The organism is Ruegeria sp. CDSB117, from assembly GCF_059611005.1.
In genome coordinates this window covers 1-17,399 of the sequence record NZ_JBXWOS010000010.1, presented here as the reverse complement: position 1 = coordinate 17,399, position 17,399 = coordinate 1, and the positions used below count along the sequence as shown (strand labels likewise).

At 56.0% G+C, this 17,399-nt stretch carries 17 protein-coding genes; 6 read left to right on the top strand and 11 right to left on the bottom strand.

Annotation, left to right across the window (positions count from 1 at the left end):
* Positions 1-93 precede the first annotated feature (93 nt).
* From AC2FJC_RS12620 to iolG, 5 genes are read right to left on the bottom strand one after another with little or no spacing between them, the layout of a single operon-like run.
* Positions 94-1,221 carry a Gfo/Idh/MocA family protein gene (locus AC2FJC_RS12620; RefSeq protein WP_170686467.1) on the bottom strand — a complete coding sequence of 376 codons (1,128 nt, stop codon included), beginning with the start codon at positions 1,219-1,221 and terminating at the stop codon, positions 94-96.
* A complete protein-coding gene (locus tag AC2FJC_RS12615; RefSeq protein WP_170432360.1) occupies positions 1,202-2,176 on the bottom strand; it encodes a hydroxyacid dehydrogenase in 975 nt (324 codons plus the stop codon). The genes AC2FJC_RS12620 and AC2FJC_RS12615 overlap by 20 nt, the downstream gene beginning before the upstream one ends.
* Positions 2,176-2,985, bottom strand: coding sequence for an HpcH/HpaI aldolase family protein (locus tag AC2FJC_RS12610; RefSeq protein WP_170432363.1), 810 nt, complete (start codon positions 2,983-2,985; stop codon positions 2,176-2,178). Before AC2FJC_RS12610 ends, AC2FJC_RS12615 begins: the two co-directional genes overlap by 1 nt.
* A gap of 9 nt (positions 2,986-2,994) precedes the next feature.
* The gene (locus AC2FJC_RS12605; protein ID WP_170686466.1) at positions 2,995-4,425 is read right to left on the bottom strand and encodes an NAD-dependent succinate-semialdehyde dehydrogenase; all 1,431 of its coding nucleotides are present in this window, start codon (positions 4,423-4,425) and stop codon (positions 2,995-2,997) included.
* 3 nt (positions 4,426-4,428) lie between these two features.
* Entirely contained in the window at positions 4,429-5,556 is a 1,128-nt protein-coding gene (iolG, locus tag AC2FJC_RS12600; protein ID WP_480513653.1) for an inositol 2-dehydrogenase, read from the bottom strand.
* Between iolG and iolD the strand changes: the two genes are divergently transcribed.
* The 6 genes from iolD (at position 5,543) to AC2FJC_RS12570 (ending at position 12,204) form a co-directional block, all read left to right on the top strand.
* A complete protein-coding gene (iolD, locus tag AC2FJC_RS12595) occupies positions 5,543-7,405 on the top strand; it encodes a 3D-(3,5/4)-trihydroxycyclohexane-1,2-dione acylhydrolase (decyclizing) (protein WP_170432368.1) in 1,863 nt (620 codons plus the stop codon). The genes iolG and iolD overlap by 14 nt on opposite strands.
* A 6-nt stretch (positions 7,406-7,411) precedes the next feature.
* The gene (iolE, locus tag AC2FJC_RS12590; protein ID WP_254436331.1) at positions 7,412-8,308 is read left to right on the top strand and encodes a myo-inosose-2 dehydratase; all 897 of its coding nucleotides are present in this window, start codon (positions 7,412-7,414) and stop codon (positions 8,306-8,308) included.
* Positions 8,305-9,120 carry an SDR family oxidoreductase gene (locus AC2FJC_RS12585; protein ID WP_496739777.1) on the top strand — a complete coding sequence of 272 codons (816 nt, stop codon included), beginning with the start codon at positions 8,305-8,307 and terminating at the stop codon, positions 9,118-9,120. The genes iolE and AC2FJC_RS12585 overlap by 4 nt, the downstream gene beginning before the upstream one ends.
* Positions 9,121-9,279: 159 nt before the next feature.
* The gene (locus AC2FJC_RS12580) at positions 9,280-10,239 is read left to right on the top strand and encodes a substrate-binding domain-containing protein (RefSeq protein ID WP_170686465.1); all 960 of its coding nucleotides are present in this window, start codon (positions 9,280-9,282) and stop codon (positions 10,237-10,239) included.
* A gap of 208 nt (positions 10,240-10,447) precedes the next feature.
* The gene (locus AC2FJC_RS12575; protein WP_496739776.1) at positions 10,448-11,407 is read left to right on the top strand and encodes an ABC transporter permease; all 960 of its coding nucleotides are present in this window, start codon (positions 10,448-10,450) and stop codon (positions 11,405-11,407) included.
* 2 nt (positions 11,408-11,409) lie between these two features.
* Entirely contained in the window at positions 11,410-12,204 is a 795-nt protein-coding gene (locus AC2FJC_RS12570; RefSeq protein WP_170432456.1) for an ATP-binding cassette domain-containing protein, read from the top strand.
* Between the two features lie 190 nt (positions 12,205-12,394).
* Here the strand turns inward: AC2FJC_RS12570 and AC2FJC_RS12565 are convergent, their stop codons facing one another.
* The 6 genes from AC2FJC_RS12565 to ehuA form a co-directional block, all read right to left on the bottom strand.
* Entirely contained in the window at positions 12,395-13,075 is a 681-nt protein-coding gene (locus AC2FJC_RS12565) for an IS6 family transposase (RefSeq protein ID WP_170432380.1), read from the bottom strand.
* 182 nt (positions 13,076-13,257) lie between these two features.
* Positions 13,258-14,031, bottom strand: coding sequence for a type 1 glutamine amidotransferase (locus tag AC2FJC_RS12560; RefSeq protein WP_496739775.1), 774 nt, complete (start codon positions 14,029-14,031; stop codon positions 13,258-13,260).
* A gap of 158 nt (positions 14,032-14,189) precedes the next feature.
* Complete coding sequence (locus AC2FJC_RS12555) at positions 14,190-14,852, bottom strand: GntR family transcriptional regulator (protein ID WP_170432389.1); 663 nt, start codon at positions 14,850-14,852, stop codon at positions 14,190-14,192.
* Positions 14,853-14,887: 35 nt separating this feature from the next.
* Positions 14,888-15,853 carry a threonine ammonia-lyase gene (locus tag AC2FJC_RS12550; protein ID WP_336509504.1) on the bottom strand — a complete coding sequence of 322 codons (966 nt, stop codon included), beginning with the start codon at positions 15,851-15,853 and terminating at the stop codon, positions 14,888-14,890.
* A gap of 4 nt (positions 15,854-15,857) precedes the next feature.
* Entirely contained in the window at positions 15,858-16,661 is an 804-nt protein-coding gene (locus AC2FJC_RS12545; protein WP_496739774.1) for an aspartate dehydrogenase, read from the bottom strand.
* A gap of 60 nt (positions 16,662-16,721) precedes the next feature.
* A partial coding sequence (gene ehuA / locus AC2FJC_RS12540; protein WP_496739773.1) for an ectoine/hydroxyectoine ABC transporter ATP-binding protein EhuA occupies positions 16,722-17,399 on the bottom strand: 678 nt, incomplete at its 5' end.

Here is a 17,399-nt window from a genome sequence, read left to right as displayed (position 1 = left end):
ACTGCTTCCTGGTGTGAACTTCTAACATCAGACTTTCGCAAACCTTTGCATTTTCTTAGCTCTCCTGATGGGTCTGGACAGTGCAGCGAACCGTCACGGGCTCACATCTATCCAAGTGCGATTGTTGGAAGACTCTTGGATCTGCTCCACCAATGATTGAATTCGCAAGCCCGCGCGGAAATTGAAGGGCTCTGGGCCATCGCCATTGATGGCGGACATGAACCCCGCCACTTCGATGGCCTTGAGTTCGTTAAAGCCGATCTGGTGGCCAGGGGCCATGCAAAAGTGACCATATGGCGGATGGTCAAGTGCAGCTTCGATCCGACGAAAACCCTGACGCCCGGCGGGATCATCGGCAGAAAAAAAATGCAACTCATTGAATCGCTGCTGGCTGAAGGCAAGCGCACCTTTCGAGCCATAGACCTCAAAGTCGTGTTGCATCTTCCGCCCCGTGGCTATCCAGTTGCCTTCGATCGATCCTGACGCACCATTGGCAAAGCGTAGAATTGCGCGACCTACGTCATCGACGGTGCTTTCATGCGCAATGCCCTCTGAATCGGTGCGTGCGCCATGGACTGTCACCAAATCGCCTAAGATTTCAGAGATCGGGCCAAGAAGGAACTCGGCCGTGGCCAAGGCATGGCTTCCCAGATCGGCAAGCGCCCCACCGCCTTCGGGGTCGATGCGGAACGTCGCCGTGCCTGTCGCAGAGGTCATGTAGTCTTCGGCGTGGAGACCGCGATAGCCATAAATCTCACCAAGTTCGCCAGCGGCAATCATCTCGCGCGCCAGCCTAAGCATCGGGTTGCACAAATAGTTGAAACCCACTTGTGTTTTAACACCTGCTGCTTCGGCGGCCTCGGCCATTTCATTGGCGTCAATGACCTTTGGAGCAAGGGGTTTTTCACAGTAGACGTGTTTCCCAGCCGCAGCCGCTGCGAGCGACATCTCTTTGTGCAGGGCATTGGGTGCAGTGATCGAGACAATGTCGACCTCGGAATCGGCGATGATGTCGGTCCAATCCGCCGTGTAGTCCGAAAAGCCAAACGCGTGTGCGGCAGCTTGTGCCGCCTGTTTGTTGACATCAGCGACGGTGTGCAGTTCTGCCTCGATTGGCAAATCGAAAACCCGGGCGGCGTTTACAAAGCCAAAGGCATGAGTTTTACCCATGAACCCGGTGCCAATGAGCCCGACCTTAAGCTTAGGCTTGTTGCGGGACATTGATATGGTCTCTGTTCACAATCAACGTGTGGTCGATTGTTCCATTGAAGTAGTTCAGAATATTCTCGGCGGAAGAGATTGCCATACGTTCGGCTGCGTCCTGCGTAAGCCCGCCGATATGGGGGGACAGGATGACCTGATCAAACTTCTTGAGGGCGCAATTGTCCCGCATCGGTTCAGTTGCAAACACATCAAGTCCTGCCGCACCGACTTTGCCACTTTCAAGCGCTGCGACCAGTGCGGTCTCGTCAATCAGCCCGCCTCGGGCGGTGTTCACCAAAACGACCCCATCGCGCATCGAGGTAAATTGCTCTGTTCCGATCAACGGCTCGCCAGTATGAGGCAGACTGAAGGAAACCACGTCGGCCCAACCCAAGCCATCTTCAAGATTGGCGACGCTTGGCGCTCCGTCGTCGGGCCACCCTGCTTTTCGTAGATAGGGGTCATAGGCACGCACATTCATGCCAAACGCACCCATCATGCGGCCCGTGTGCCGACCGATGCGCCCGTAGCCCACCAGCAACAGATTCTGCCCGCGCGCATCACGGGCCTCCAGCCTATTGCGCCACTCCCATGGGCCATTGCGGACTGATGCGTCGCCCCGCAATAGACGCCTGTTGGCCGACAGGATCAACATGGCGACATGCTCGGCCACGGTGGTTGAGTTCACATCCCCGCAAACCGCCAGGGCGATGCCGCGCTTATTCAATGCTTCTACATCGACAGCGTCATAGCCCACGCCATGGCGTGACATGATTTTGACCTTCGGACCAAGGGCGACCGTAGCCTCGCTAACCGGCTGTGTGCGCAAAAGTACCGCATCGGCATCGGCGATCTTGGCTGCGAGGCTTTGTTCCGAGGTTTCGTCAATATAGGTGACTGTGATGCCCTTGGCCCCATCCAAACGGGCGCGGCCAGAGGGATGCAAGGGGCCTGCGACAACGACATGAGGCATCAATAGCCACCTTTCGTCGTCGCGGCGATTTCGCCGCCGGTGAGATCACGGAAGCGTTTCACGCTGGCCGCAGCCGCGCCGGCCAACAGGCGGCTATCACCTGAAACTGTGGTCAGGCTATAGCCCCATTCGATCGCGCGGACCGCATATTCCGGTGTGCCGCAATGGAGGCAAGCCTTGATGCCCGCATCCTTACAAACATTCGCGATGTGCTGGATCAGTTCGATCATCTCGGGCTCTTCGCGGTCGAAACCGGGCGGCAAGCGGCCCTCCTGGGTGCCCAGAGTCAGATCGGCCGGCCCCACATAAATCCCATCAAGTCCCGGCGTTGCGGCGATTGCCTCGACATTTGCTACACCCTCGGCGGTTTCAATCATGGCGAGTGCCACGACCTCGTCATTCATCGCAGGACCATAACCTGGCATGGCAATACCCGCGCGTGTTGGCCCGAAGCTGCGCTGACCGTGGGGGGGGTAGCGTATGTAGCTGACAAATTCCGCGGCTTGCACGGCCGTGTTGATCATCGGGCAGATGATGTTCATTGCCCCTGCATCCAGAGCTTTCATGATGATCGCCGGATCAAGCCAGGGAACACGCGCGCCGATGCTTACACCGCTTGCCCGCATCGCCTGGGCCATGGGCAGAAACGCGGAGTAATCCAACGCCCCATGCTGAATATCAACCGAGATCGCATCATAGCCTTGCGCGGCCATGATCTCGGCGGTGAACGGGTTGCCGATGGAGCACCAACCGTGGAGCACCGGTTTCCCCGCAGCCCACATCTTTTTGACTTTGTTTAGTCCGCTCATCGTCTCACCTCACAACACGATCTGGGCGAGTTTGATGTCGAGGTAGTCCGCGATGCCTTCTATGCCGCCTTCGCGCCCCATGCCTGAAAAGTTTGTGCCCCCAAATGGGGCCTCTGACGCGGCCAGCGCAAAAGAATTGATCCCCACCATGCCCGATTTCAACGTTGCAACTGCGCGTCGCGCGCGGTCTGGGTCGGAGGTGAAAGCGTAGGCTGACAGGCCCATGGTTGAGTTGTTCGCCCGCGTCAGTACTTCGTCTTCATCCTTGAAGGTGGTAATGGCAGCCACCGGACCGAAATTCTCTTCGTCGAAGACCCTCATGGAATCTGTCACGTTGGTCAGCACCGTAGGCACATAGAAATGCCCTTCGTTGAAACCAGCCGCGCGCTTGCCCCCAAGGGCCAGTGTTGCGCCCTCGGCCACGGCCGCTTGCACGATCGCATCGATGGTTTCGAGGCTGTGATCATTGATAAGCGGGCCCATCCCCACATCAGGATCAAGCCCGTTGCCCACTTTGATCTTGGACGCTCGTTCGACAAACCCATCGACAAATGCGTCGTGCAAACTTTCGTGGACAAAGAACCGGTCCGGCGTCACGCAGACCTGGCCGCAGTTGGCGTATTTGGTTGGAACGCTCACATCCAGCGCGGCTGCCAGATCGGCGTCATCATAGACGATCAGCGGTGCGTTCCCGCCTAGCTCCATCGAAACCTTCTTTACGGTGTCAGCGGCATCGCGGATCATTTGCTGGCCCACACGGGTTGACCCGGTCAAGGATACTTTGCGCACTCGTTTATCCGCCATGATTGGCCCATATGTGCTGGCGGTGGAGCCTGTGACGAGATTCACTGCCCCATCAGGAAGGCCACCAGCGCGCAGGCAATCAACAAGAACCATCGCCACGCCCGGCGTTTGCGAGGAAGGACGCAGCACAACAGAACAACCTGCCGCCAGCGCGGGGGCCAATTTGCGTGCGGGAAGTGCCGCCGGGAAGTTCCATGCGGTAAACGCACCAACGATTCCCACCGCTTCGCAACTGATATCGAACCGTCCGCCTGGTACGCGACTTTCGACAGTACGGCCGTAAATGCGCCGCGCTTCCTCGGCGTACCAACGGAACTGATCGCAGGCGAGCGTCCATTCGCGACCCGCCTGAGCAATCGGCTTGCCCGTCTCGGTAGAGATCATCGTCGTCGCCTCATCGGTGCGCCGGATCATCTCATCCGCCACCTTGTGCAGCGCATCAGCGCGGCCAAACCCGCCCATTTCACGCAGCGCTCCGAGCGCGCTTTCCGCCGCATCAATGGCCGCTGCGGTATCATCTCGGGTTGCCGCCGCAATCTTACCCAGCGATTTTTCCGTCACCGGAGAGAACACCTCGGTTGTCTCTCCCCCTTTGACCCATGCGCCAGATAGAAAAAGTCCAAAAGTATCGTACATAGCTCACTCCAACTCGCTGGTTTTCACGACGCGGCCTTCAGCCACGGACATAAAACAGGCATCTGCAAGCAGGAGTGCCAAACGGCCATCTTCAAATCCTACGGGGACTGGCGCGCCTGTTTCGATCGCATCGACGAAATGGTCGATCTCGATGTTAAAGGCCGCGCCGTAGCGTTCGATGAAGAAATGCTGCAATGCTGCCGACACGTTCGTCTCGGTTGCAGAAAACTTCCTCATGTTGTGATTATGGTGATTGTCAGAGATCACCATGCCCTTGGATCCTAAGAGCTCGACCCGCTGGTCATAGCCATAGACGGCTTCACGCGAGTTGGTGATGATAGCCTGCTTACCGCTGGCGGTTTTCATCGTCACGACAACGGTGTCGAAGTCGTCACACTCATCCATCAGTGCCGGGTCCACCAGTCGCGATCCGGTGGCAGAGACTTCGGTGACCTCTTCACCCAACATGAAGCGGGCCAGGTCAAGATCATGGATCGTCATGTCGCGGAAGATGCCGCCGGACGTTTTGATATAATCATCGGGTGCCATGCCCGGATCGCGGGAGGTGATGGTGACCTGATGCAGCTCGCCAATCTCACCTTCCGCCCGCGCCTTTTGACAGGCCGCATGGCCGGGATCGAAGCGGCGCACAAAGCCCAGCATGATCGGCACGTCCTTGCCAGCAATTCGTTCCTTAAGGGCGTTTACACGCGGCAAGGACAAGTCGATTGGCTTTTCACATAGAACCGGTTTGCCCGCGTTCACACAGGCCTCGAGCAGATCCACATGGGTCGAAGTTGGCGTTGCGATAAGTACTGCATCGACGTCTTCGGCAACTATAGCTTCGTCGGCCGAAGCGAATTTGGTAACGCCATGCTTTTGAGAAATTTCCTCAGCAGAGGGGTCGTGCACATCAAAAACACCGGCCAAATCTGCTCGCGGATGTGATGCAATGTTGTTGGCGTGCATGCGGCCAATACGTCCGCAGCCGAGCACAGAAATCCTTGGCAAGTTCGTTCTCCCATTTTTCTCTTGCAATGATTGTTGCAAGATGTATTGAATGTCAATAATCAATTCAGTGGGTGCTGAACGCAGGCATTCAGGGAGGAAAAGCGAGATGACCGCCAGCACAGTACGCCTTACGATGGCGCAGGCTTGTGTCCGGTACTTATGTGCCCAATACACAGAGATTGATGGCGAACGTGTGCCGCTGTTTGCTGGTGTTTTTGGCATCTTTGGCCATGGCAATGTCACCTGTTTTGCGGAAGCGCTGGAGCGTGTTCAGGATCAGCTGCCGACCTGGCGTGGCCAGAATGAACAATCCATGGCGCTTGCGGCCATCGCGTTTGCGAAAGCCAAAAAGCGGCGCCAGATCATGATCGCCACCACTTCTGTGGGCCCGGGCGCGACGAATATGGTGACCGCTGCAGGCGTGGCTCATGCCAACCGATTGCCGGTGCTGTTGATCTCGGGAGACACCTACGTCAACCGTTTGCCGGACCCCGTGCTGCAACAGGTTGAACATTTTGGCGATCCCTCGAAGACCGTGAATGACAGCTTTAAGGCTGTCTCGCGCTATTGGGACCGGATTGTGCACCCGGCGCAGATCATCCAATCTCTGCCACAGGCGATCGCGACGATGCTTGACCCAGCCGATTGCGGCCCCGCTTTCATCGGACTCCCGCAAGATACTCAAGAGCGGGCTTATGACTATCCGGTCGAATTTTTTGAGGAGAAAACCTGGACGATCCCGCGTCCGCGCCCCTCAGTTGATCAGGTAACTGCGGCGGTCGAGGTGTTGAAGACAGCCAAGAAACCTCTGATCATTTCTGGCGGAGGTGTTCGTTATTCCGGCGCGGAAGAAGCCGTTGCTGCATTCGCCAAGAGACGTGGCATTCCCATGGCCGAAACCATCGCCGGAAAAGGCGCGGTTTGCCATGATGACCCCGCATATGTTGGCCCGATGGGTATCGAGGGCACCGAAGCAGCCCGCCAATTGTCGGAATCGGCTGACGTGGTTCTGGCTATTGGCACAAGGATGCAGGATTTCACCACCGGGTCATGGACGACCTTTCCGAAGGATGCGACGTTCATAAACGTGAACGCCGCACGGTTCGACTCGCTCAAGCACCGCGCCGTGCCGTTAGTGGGTGATGCATTGGAATCGATTATCGAGATCGACGCAGCGCTTGGTGATTGGGCCGCCCCTGCAGAGCGGATGGCGCAGGCCCAGGCCTGGTACAAAGACTGGAACGATCTTCTGGACGAGGGGCAGGCACCCACAAACGCCGAAATTCCAAGCTATGCGCAGGTGATCGGTATCGTGAACAAGATGGCGAAGCCAGAGGACGTGATGGTCACCGCCGCGGGTGGCTTGCCCGGTGAAACGATCAAGAACTGGCGTTGTAAATCGCCTCACAGTTTTGACTGTGAGTTTGGTTATTCTTGTATGGGTTATGAAGTTGCAGGGGGCTGGGGCCATGCCATGGCGCTTGAGGGCACTCCGGGCACACCAATCGTTATGGTGGGCGATGGGTCCTACATGATGATGAACTCGGACATTCATTCGTCGGTCATCGCGGGACACAAGATGATTGTCGTGGTCTGCGACAATGGCGGCTTTGGTGTCATCAACCGTTTGCAGACGGGGATGGGCGGCGCAGGGTTCAACAATCTTCTCAAAGACAGCCGCGTCGTTAATCCGGCCAATGTACGCCATGTGGATTTCGCCAAACATGCAGAAGCAATGGGTGCCGAAGCGCGCCATGTGGAAAGCTTGGCCGATCTCGAAGATGCTCTTGCCTGGGCTCAAACCACGGATCGCACAACGGTGATCAGCATCGAGTCGGATGCCTATACTTGGACCCCGGGCGGGGCCGATTGGTACGTGGGTGTTCCGGAAGTGTCACCCCGCGAAAGTGTCAATGAGGCCCGCAAAGGCCAGGAAGAATTCCGCAAGAGACAGCGGATTGGAGTCTGAGTCGGAATGCTGAAAGCCAAATTAGGTATAGCCCCCATCGCCTGGTGGAACGACGATCTTGAGGAACTCTCGGACGACGTGAGTTTGGACGAATGTTTGCGCCAGGCTGCCGAAGCTGGCCTGACGGGTATGGAAACCGGCCGGCGCTTTCCCATGAATATGGATGAGCTGGGGCCGGTTCTGGACAAACACGGGATGTCGGTCTGCGGCGGATGGTTTTCGGGTCTTTTGCTTGATGGCGATATTGAGGTTGAAAAGGACCGAATCGCCGAACAGCACGCCTTCTTCAAAGCCGCGGGCGCGCCTTGCATCGTCTATGGTGAGACCGCGCGCTCGGTTCAGGGTGAGCGTAACACGCCACTGGCGCAAAAACCAAAACTGACTGAGGCTGAGATGGACGCCTATGGTCGCAAGGTTTCGGATTTTGCCGATTGGTGCGCCAAGGAAGGCATGCCGCTAAGCTATCATCACCATATGGCGGCAGCGGTGGAAACCGAGGCGGAACTGGACATGTTCATGAAGCATTCCTCAGTGCCGCTATTGTTTGACGCCGGACATATGGCCTTTGCAGGCGGGGACAATTTCCGCGTCATTGAAAACCATCACTCCCGGATCAGTCACGTTCACGCAAAAGACATCCGCAAGGATGTTGTGGACGGGCTGAACCGAGAGCGTGAGAGTTTTCTCGATGCGGTGATCAAGGGTGCGTTTTCCGTGCCGGGTGACGGCTCGCTTGATTTCGAAGCGATTGCCAAGGCGCTTGCCGCGAAGGGCTATGAAGGTTGGTTCGTGATTGAAGCCGAACAAGACCCGGTCGCTAATCCGCCGCTTGAAATGGCCAAGAAAGGCCGAGCTGAATTATCCCGTGTCATGAAGGCGGCCGGGTACAAGGTTGTCGCATGAATCGGATAGATGGAAAAATCGCCCTGATCACAGGCGGAACGCAGGGATTGGGTGCGGCCATCGCACGCGTCTTTGCGCAGGCTGGCGCTGCGGGCGTCGCAATTGTGGGTCGCGACGCGGCCAAAGGTGAGGCTAAGGCCGCAGAAATCAGCGTGGCCACCGGTGTGCCAGTGGAAATGATTGCCGCAGATCTTGGGAATGTCGAGGACGTGCAACGCATTGTCCCGGCAGCCGTAGCGCGCTTTGGCACTATAGATATCTTGGTGAATGCGGCAGGATTGACGGATCGCGGGAACCTTCTAAACACGACACCTGAGCTTTTCGATCAGATGTTCGCGGTCAATGCTCGCGCGCCATTCTTTCTGATGCAGGACACTGTCAAACAGCTTGAAAAGGATGGCAAAGGCGGACGGATCGTGAATATCGGCTCAACCTCTTCGCATGCCGGTCAGCCATTCATAGCGCCCTATTGCGCGTCCAAAGCGGCGCTTTCGACGCTGACGCGCAGCTCAGGCTACGCGTTGATGCGCAACGGTATTCACGTAAACCAACTCGATATTGGCTGGATGGCCTCCGACCACGAGCGCCAGCTTCAACTTGAAGAATCCGGTGATCCTGACTGGGAGGAAAAGGCGAATGCTGGCCTGCCCTTCGGTCGATTGCTCGACCCGCAAGAAGTAGCCCGGGCTGTTTTGTTTCTGGCATCGGACGACGCCGGGATGATGACCGGCGCGGTCATTCACTACGATCAATCTGTCTGGGGTGGCTATGATGCACAAGCCCCAGGACCAGCAGAAAGGCTGAAGGAGTAATCAACCGAATTTCCGCCGTTCCTGATACGGATCACAAGGCAACCGATGACCGTTTGCCAAAATCAGTTTCCCTGCCTGACGATCTTGGAGAGTTGGCAGACAGGGAAACCTAGTATGTCGTGCCGCCAGTGGCGGTAACAAACAGAGGAGGTATACGACATGACTTTGAAGAAAACCATCGTGGGAGCAGTTGTCGCTTCGATGACGGCAGGCGCTGCCATGGCGGCAGACATTGCCCTCGTTATTGGCTCTAATCAGGACTCGTTCTGGAATGTCGTCAAGAAGGGTGCCGAAGATGCCGCCATGGCCATTGAGGCACGTGGCGGTTCGGTCAATATCCTGCAGACCAACAATTATGACAACTATGGCGCGGACTTGGCTACGCTGATCGAGCAAGCGACAGCTCAGGGCGTAGACGGAATTGCAACCGTTCTGCCGGAACCCAACGCACAGCTTCCGGCAATCAAAGCTGCTCAGGAAGCCGGCATCGTTGTGACGTTGTTGAACGGCGGCGGTGACTCCCTCGAAGAGTCCGGTGCTCTAAACTACTTTGGCTCTGATGAATACGTCGCTGGCGTTGCTGGAGGCAAATATTTGGCTGAGCGTGGCTCCACGCACATTCTGTGCCACATCCAGATCCCTGGAACCGTGAACCTCGAAGCGCGCTGCAAAGGTGTTGAAGACGGTGCGAGTGAATCTGGTGCAAAAGTTACAATTTTGCGTCTTCCAACAACGTTGGACGGCGATATGGCGGGGACGTCAGCAGCTATCGAATCTGAGCTGAATGGCGATCCAAGCATCGACGGCGTCATTACACTTGCGTCGTGGTCCGCCAGTGCCGCATTCGCCGCGATCGAACAACTGGGCAAGGTGGAATCTGTTCAGTTGGGTCAGTTCGACCTGAGCCCCGCAACGCTGGACCGCATCAAGGCCGGGACCCAGGCAATGGCTATTGACCAGACGCCTTATTATCAGGGCTTTCTGTCGGTCTCTACGCTAGCTGCCAACATTGACTTCGGCACCAAGATTGCCACTGAACCGGTATTGACCGGCCCGGCGATCGTTGACTCATCGAATATCGACGCGACGTTCGCGGGTGTGGAAGCTGGCGCACGCTAAGGCCATATGACAAAATCCGGTCGCCTCAATCGGAGCGGCCGGACTCCCGTTCAGGCACTCGATGCGTTCGAGCGATCCGTCGGGTGAAGGGAAGAATTGGAGAGACGCTTTGTCAAAAGTAAATACGAAATATGCGGCTGCAGAAAGCTCTGTTTCCGGCGAGGCCAAAAGCACGTTTTCTTTTGGCGAGCTCATGAGAAGCCCGGCCATGGGTGCCCTTATCGGGATGCTAGTTGTTTTTGTAATCTTCGCAATGTTCGGCTATCACCGGAACTTTCTTTCATTTGCTGGCTTTGCCAATTGGATGAATTTCGCCAGCACGGTGGGGATCATTGCAATCCCAGTTGCATTCCTGATGATCTCGGGTGAATTGGACATATCAACCGGCGCCGTCATGCCTGCATCAGCGATGATGTTGGGGATTTCCGTAAATCACTATGACTTCCCGATGTGGCTGGGCATGGTTTCCACCCTGGCCATGGCCGCTGGAGTCGGGCTCATCAACGGGCTGTTGGTGACACGCACCCAAGTGCCGTCTTTCATTGTTACGCTGGCCACGCTCTTCGCTGTAGGGGGGCTGACACTGGCATTGTCCGACCTCCTCATAAACAACACCAACGTCTCTCTTAACTCACCGGATTGGGCGAAAGCAGTATTTGGCACACGCTATTTTGGCTTCCGCACATCGGTTTTCTGGTGGTTGGGTCTGATCGTCATATTCTGGTTTTTTCTGCACAAGTCACCTTGGGGTAACTGGGTGTTTGCCATGGGCGGGGACCCCGAAAGTGCTCACAATGCCGGTATCCCGGTTAGCAAAATGAAGATTGGGCTGTTCATTCTCTGTGCGGTGTGCACGTCTTTGGCGGGAATGCTTCAGGTGATCCAGTTCAACTCCGCCCAATCTGCAACCTTCTTCAACATGATCTTCTTTACGATTATTGCGTGTGTTGTTGGTGGAGTGCTGCTCAACGGTGGTTTTGGCTCGGTCGTTGGAGTGGTCTTCGGGACCATGACTCTCGGTATCGTACAGCAGGGCATCAACTATACCGAGATTGACCGAAACTATTCGTTGTTAATCATCGGTGTGATGCTGCTAATCGCAGTTCTCATGAACGGAACCTTCCAAAGGCTGGCGACCAATTGGTCAACTGGCAAGAAAGAGGATTAAGCATGTCTGAAGCAAACACCGTTTTGGAACTTCGCAAAGTCGACAAGTCCTTTGGGCCAATCGACGTATTGCATGAGATAAGCCTGAAGGTGAATGCTGGCGAAGTGCTTTGCCTTCTCGGCGACAACGGCGCCGGCAAGTCAACACTGATCAAGACGATGGCCGGGGTGCATGCGCCAACGCGCGGTGAAATCCTCATGGATGGCACCCCCACGTCTTTCACCAGCCCGCGTGACGCGCAGGAGCGCGGGATCGCCACTGTGCACCAGTTCGGCGGGACTTACCCACTGATGTCAATCGGAAAAAACTTCTTCATTGGGATGGAACCCACCAAGGGGCTCGGGCCGTTCAAAGTATACGATCGTGAAAAGGCGAACCGTATTGCGGTGGAAGAAGTACAGAAGATGGGCATTACCCGGATCACTGACGGTGATCGTTTTGTGGGCGGACTTTCGGGTGGTGAACGCCAGTCACTGGCCATCGCCCGCGCAGTCTATTTCGGGGCACGGGTTCTGATTCTGGATGAGCCGACCGCAGCGCTCGGCGTCAAACAGGCGGCGCATGTCCTGCGCATCGTCAACGAAGCCAAGCGGCGCGGTCTGGCGGTGATCTTCATCACCCATCAAGTAATGCATGCCCTTTCGGTAGGCGACCATTTCGCGGTGCTTATTCGGGGCGCCATTGCCGCAGACTTTAAGAGGGGCGAAAAGTCTCGGGAAGAAATCGCGGACCTGATGGCCGGTGGAGAGAGCATGGCAGATCTTGAAGCCGCCATCGGCGCACCTCAGGCGAGTTGAGGTTGGTATCAAAATGACAGAACGCGTTGCCATGATCGAATTCGTGATTTTGGGCGGCGATCATGAAAAGATGGCCGCCCAAAATATATCAGGTGTGTGGCCATCACTGGAAAAGACCGTCAAGTCGTTCGCATAGGGCTTTGTTGCAAAGTTTTGAGCTTACCGAATTGTCTTGGCGATCAGAACGAAGTTAAGCTGCCAGTTCAGCGAATTGTTTAAACGGACAGAGTCCGGGCGCGAATTGGCCCTTTCGGATCATGTGCGACACCTCGATGCCAGCAAGTGTTGCTGCAGCTGAGGCAAAGCTCTTGAAACCGAGCATCGGGCGAGTTCGCCTTTTGATGAAACGATGGTCTTGTTCTACGATGTTGTTCAGATATTTCCGCCTGACCATCTCGATCGGGATGGGGCAGCCAAAACCCGCAAGCATCTTGTTGATTGCCTTGATGCCAGCGGTGTTGGCACCGCTTTTGTCGATAACGATCTTTCGCGGCAGACCGTTGACCTCCATCATTCGGGCGAAAAACCTTGTGGCGGCCGGCTTGTTTCGACGCTCGAACAGCATGAAATCAAGAGTTTTGCCGTGTTTGTCTACGGCACGATAAAGATAAACCCATGTGCCTTTTACTTTGATGTACGTTTCATCCATTCTCCAGGAGCGGTCGCATGGTCCCTTGCGACGACGCGCTGCATCAGCAATTGCGCCAGAATACCTTGTCACCCAGCGGTTCAGTGTGGTGTGATCCACCGTGACGCCTCGCTCGAGCATGATTTCTTCCAGATCGCGATAGGACACGCCGAAACGGACATAGAAGAAGACCGCAAACAGGATCACGTCTTTCGGATATTGTGCGCCTTTGAAAGAGATCATGAACCGACTCTCGAGTTGAAAATAACGATAGCCATTCACTCGCAGCACCGAAGAGCGTCAACAGCTAAAAGTTTGCAACAGATCCATACCAATATCCGCAAAGGAACGCTGAAGCAGTCTGAGCATTTGTCGGCGTTATTTTTCGAACAATAGCGAAAACGAGTTCAGATTCCGTATTGGTCCTATGGACTCAACGTGACTGGACGTTGTTTATTCAACTCTTTCGCAGCAATTGCCATGAAGTTTCGAAGCAAGGCCGCACCATCCTGATCATCCGAATAGTTCTCGACATGCTCTGGCTCGGTCTGTTCATACATGCAGGACCAGACTGATCGGCGGGATTCCGGATGGAATTGTGTCGTATACCAATGGTTGCCGTGGTCGATACAGATGGCGTTGCTCTCACCGATGCGGGCCAGTACCTTTGCTTTCTGCGCTTCTGACGGAATCACATGCAGATAGTTGGCAAAGTTGAAACGGGGGAATGTGGACAGGCCTTCAAAAAGGGGGTGCTGGCGCCCAAGGTCTGTCAGCTCAATCTCATAGGTTCCGGCAAGCGTACCTCCGGTACGGCCATCAAGCACGCCATCCTCGAACTGCGTAGACACCAATTGATGTCCGCCACAAATGCCAAGCAAAGGTTTCCCGGCATCGCGATACCGGCGCAACCAGGAATAGAGCGCGTGCAGCCAGGGGCGGTCCTCGGTGACTACATGCATCGTGCCGCCGAGGATGACACAATCGACATCATCCACCGCAGGCAGTGCATCACCGCGACAAATGTCGACGCCGGATAGTGAAAAACCCGTTTCCTGCGCCACGGGTCCAAACCAGTCCACGATCCAATCTTTTTCCTGGCCGGAAGTACACAAGCCTCCAAAGTGATCGGGGTTGAAAAGCTCATTCTCACCCAACATGGAAATGAACAGCAAAGAGTTCCCGGCTGTATCGGTCATGGTATTTCTTTCGCTATCTTGGGCGGGCAGACGCTGCGGCCGCCCCGATGTTCAATGATTGAAGAAATCTAGCTCAAATTGTATACCAATTCAATGATTTTAACTGGATAATCTACCAATATGTGCCCCAATGAAGATATAGGTATACCTATGAAGGATCACTCTGCTTCAAAAAGAACACCGCCTTCCTCTTGGATGGCATCCAGACGCGACACGACCACTCTGAGATAGGTTTTGTGGATCGAGGCCGTCAACTTGATATCGCCGATCTCCAGACTGCGGCGCAATATTCGGATCTCATCCTTCAAATCCTCGACTTGGACGCGCATCTCGACGCGATCCAGCAACAAGAACCAAAAGCGCGCGGACTGATAGAATAATGTGTCGTTGATATCCTCCAGCACCGCGTTGGTGGTCAACCCATGCAGGATTTTGTGCAAGCGCAGAAGCACGCGCGCGAATTCGCGTTTGTCGTGACTATCCAGCATCGCATCGCACCGCGCTTCCAACTCGCGCATCTCGTCCAGTATGGCCGGATTCCGAGGGGACGGAGCGGAATCACCCAGCGCATCCATGAGCCTCATGCGCACGATATAGACATCGCGCATGGATTTCAGATCGATTGAGGTAACGATGGTGCCATGCCCGTGCTGGCTGGAGATCAGACCGATGTGTTCAAGCTTTTGCAGCACGGCCCGCATCGGCGTGCGGCTGACGCCAAATTCCGTTGCCAATTCCCGCTCGTTCAGGCGCGTTCCCGGCTGATAGTCAAGAAGGCAGATACGCCGGCGCATCTCGAGATAGATATCGTTCTTCGTCATGCGTTGCTCACTATCGATAACGGGTATTCGCCAACTTATGCCATCCACGTGAGAAAACTGTCCATATCAACGTTGCCGCCCGTCACCAGAGCAACGACGGTCTGCCCTTGCAAGGCGCGTTTGTTTGACACGGCTGCGGCCACTGAAACTGCGCCGCCGGGTTCGGCAACAACCTTGAGCTCTGTGAACAAAGTCCGCATTGCGGCAACAACATCTAGCTCGTTGACGGAATAGCCACCCGACAGGGTCTTCAGGTTGATTGGAAAGGTTAGCTGTCCGGGTCGCGCGGTCACGATCGAGTCGCAAATCGAGCTGTGACCCGGCTCAATCGACAGGGCAGTTCCCGCTTCTAGAGAGCGCTTGGTATCATCAAAATTCCGGGGTTCAGCCGCCCAGATTTCAGTGTCCTCATGGCGCGCGAGCATGGCAGTAGACAGCCCGGCGATTAGCCCGCCACCTCCGGCAGGGCAAATGACTCTGTCCGCCCTTACGCCAAGCGCGTCCAATTGCTCAGCTATTTCCAGCCCAGTTGTACCTTGCCCGGCCATCAGGTCGTAATCGTCATAGGGCGGCACCAGCGTTGCGCCGGTTTTTTCGGCGATGTCCTGGGCTATTTTGGCCCGGTCACCCGTCTGTCGGTCATAGGTGATAACCTCGGCCCCCCACTGGGCGGTGTTGTCCAGCTTTATGCGGGGCGCATCTGCTGGCATCACTATCTTAGCCGAAACCCCCATCGCGTTTGCGGCAGCCGCAACGCCTTGTGCGTGGTTGCCGGATGAATATGCCACGACCCCTGCCTTGCGCTGGCCTTCGCCAAGCGACGCAATCTTGTTGTAAGCACCACGTATTTTGAACGAGCCGGTCTTTTGCAGGCAATCCGATTTGATCAGCAACCGGAACCCAAGCGCGTTGTTGAGCAGTGGAGATTCCAACAACGGGGTTCGGATCACGACATCCTGTAACCGCTCGGCAGCCTGAGTGATCATTTCAATGGTCAACACTGCGTCACGTCCCCACCTGCAAAGTTGAATGAAAGCGGCGTAGAAGGGCGATCACGCTTCGGGCGGTGATGATGCCGGTAGCCGGGTTTTCAGCGCTCGGCCGGTTCTGAATAGACATTGCGAAATCCGAGCTGTCGGAAGTTACCTCTACCGAATGTGTGTTTCGCGTCAGGGATGGATCAGCCCAGACCTCCATGCGGGTCTTGTCTGGACCAAGCCCGGCCATGCTGATCGCTGCCGCGACATTCACGTTGGCGGGGAATTCGCGTGCCACTTCGGTGACACTGCCTGCGATCACTTGTTTTGGCCCTTGAAGCGCGGTTAGATCCATGCCCAACCGCGCGACAAAAGGTGCCCTGATAAGGCTTTCGACCGGTTTGCGGGTCACTATTGTGACCGAATGAATCTGGCCGACATTCACTGCATTCAACGCGTCCAGACCCAGCATCGCACCTGACGCGACCATAATGCGGCTACCGTTTTTCGCCGCAAGAGAGATTAGGTCGTCCCGGGCAAGCAACTGGCTGGCCGAAAGCACAACCAGTTGCTTGCCTGCCCGCAAAACCGGGTCAGCCAGATCGCCGAACAATGCGGGGGGGAGAGCTTCGATCACACAATCACAGGTCAAGGCCAACGTTCCGAAATCCACTACATGCGCCGGATGTTTCAGAGTATCATTCAGGGCAGCCGCCTTTTCGCTGGTTCGCGCCGCCAGACCACCCAGCGCACATCCTGGAATTTCACCGTTGTCCAATGCGCGTGCAACCGCCGCACCGACGGCTCCGATACCGGCAACTCCAATTCTCATAACAGGTCTTTCTTTGGTGGCGGTTCCTCGGGAACCGTATCATGACGTCAGGTGCAAGGCTCAATCCGCCGCTTTTACTGCTGACAGGAATTGCTGTGTGCGTTCGCGTTTGGGATTGCCGAACAGATCCTCCGGAGGACCCTGTTCTTCGATCTTCCCTTGGTAGAAGAAACAGACACGGTCCGAGATATCGCGCGCAAAGCCCATCTGGTGTGTCACCATCAACATGGTGAGGTTGTGCTCGGCCACCAGTTTGCGGATGACGCCGGTCACTTCACCGATTACCTCGGGGTCAAGCGCCGAGGTGACTTCATCAAACAGCATCACCTTGGGGCGCATGGCCAACGCCCGGGCGATAGCAACACGTTGTTGCTGACCACCCGACAGGCGCGAAGGATGCTGGTCCTTCTTGTCGATCATGCCGACCATCGACAACAACTCTTCGGACCGTTCTCGGGCCTCAGCCGTTGGCAAACCCAGCACCTGCACAGGCCCTTCCATGCAGTTCTGTAGGGCGGTCATATGTGGAAACAGGTTGAAATGCTGGAAACACATGCCGATCGAGGACCGGGCCCGGCGCAGGTATTTCGCGTCCGCCGGCACCAGAACCCCGTTCTTTTCCATATGGGTAAGCGGTTTGCCATCAACATAGATGACGCCGCCATTGATGGTTTCCAAAGTCATCAGCATGCGCAACACGGTGGTTTTGCCCGAGCCGGACGGGCCGATCACGGTGAC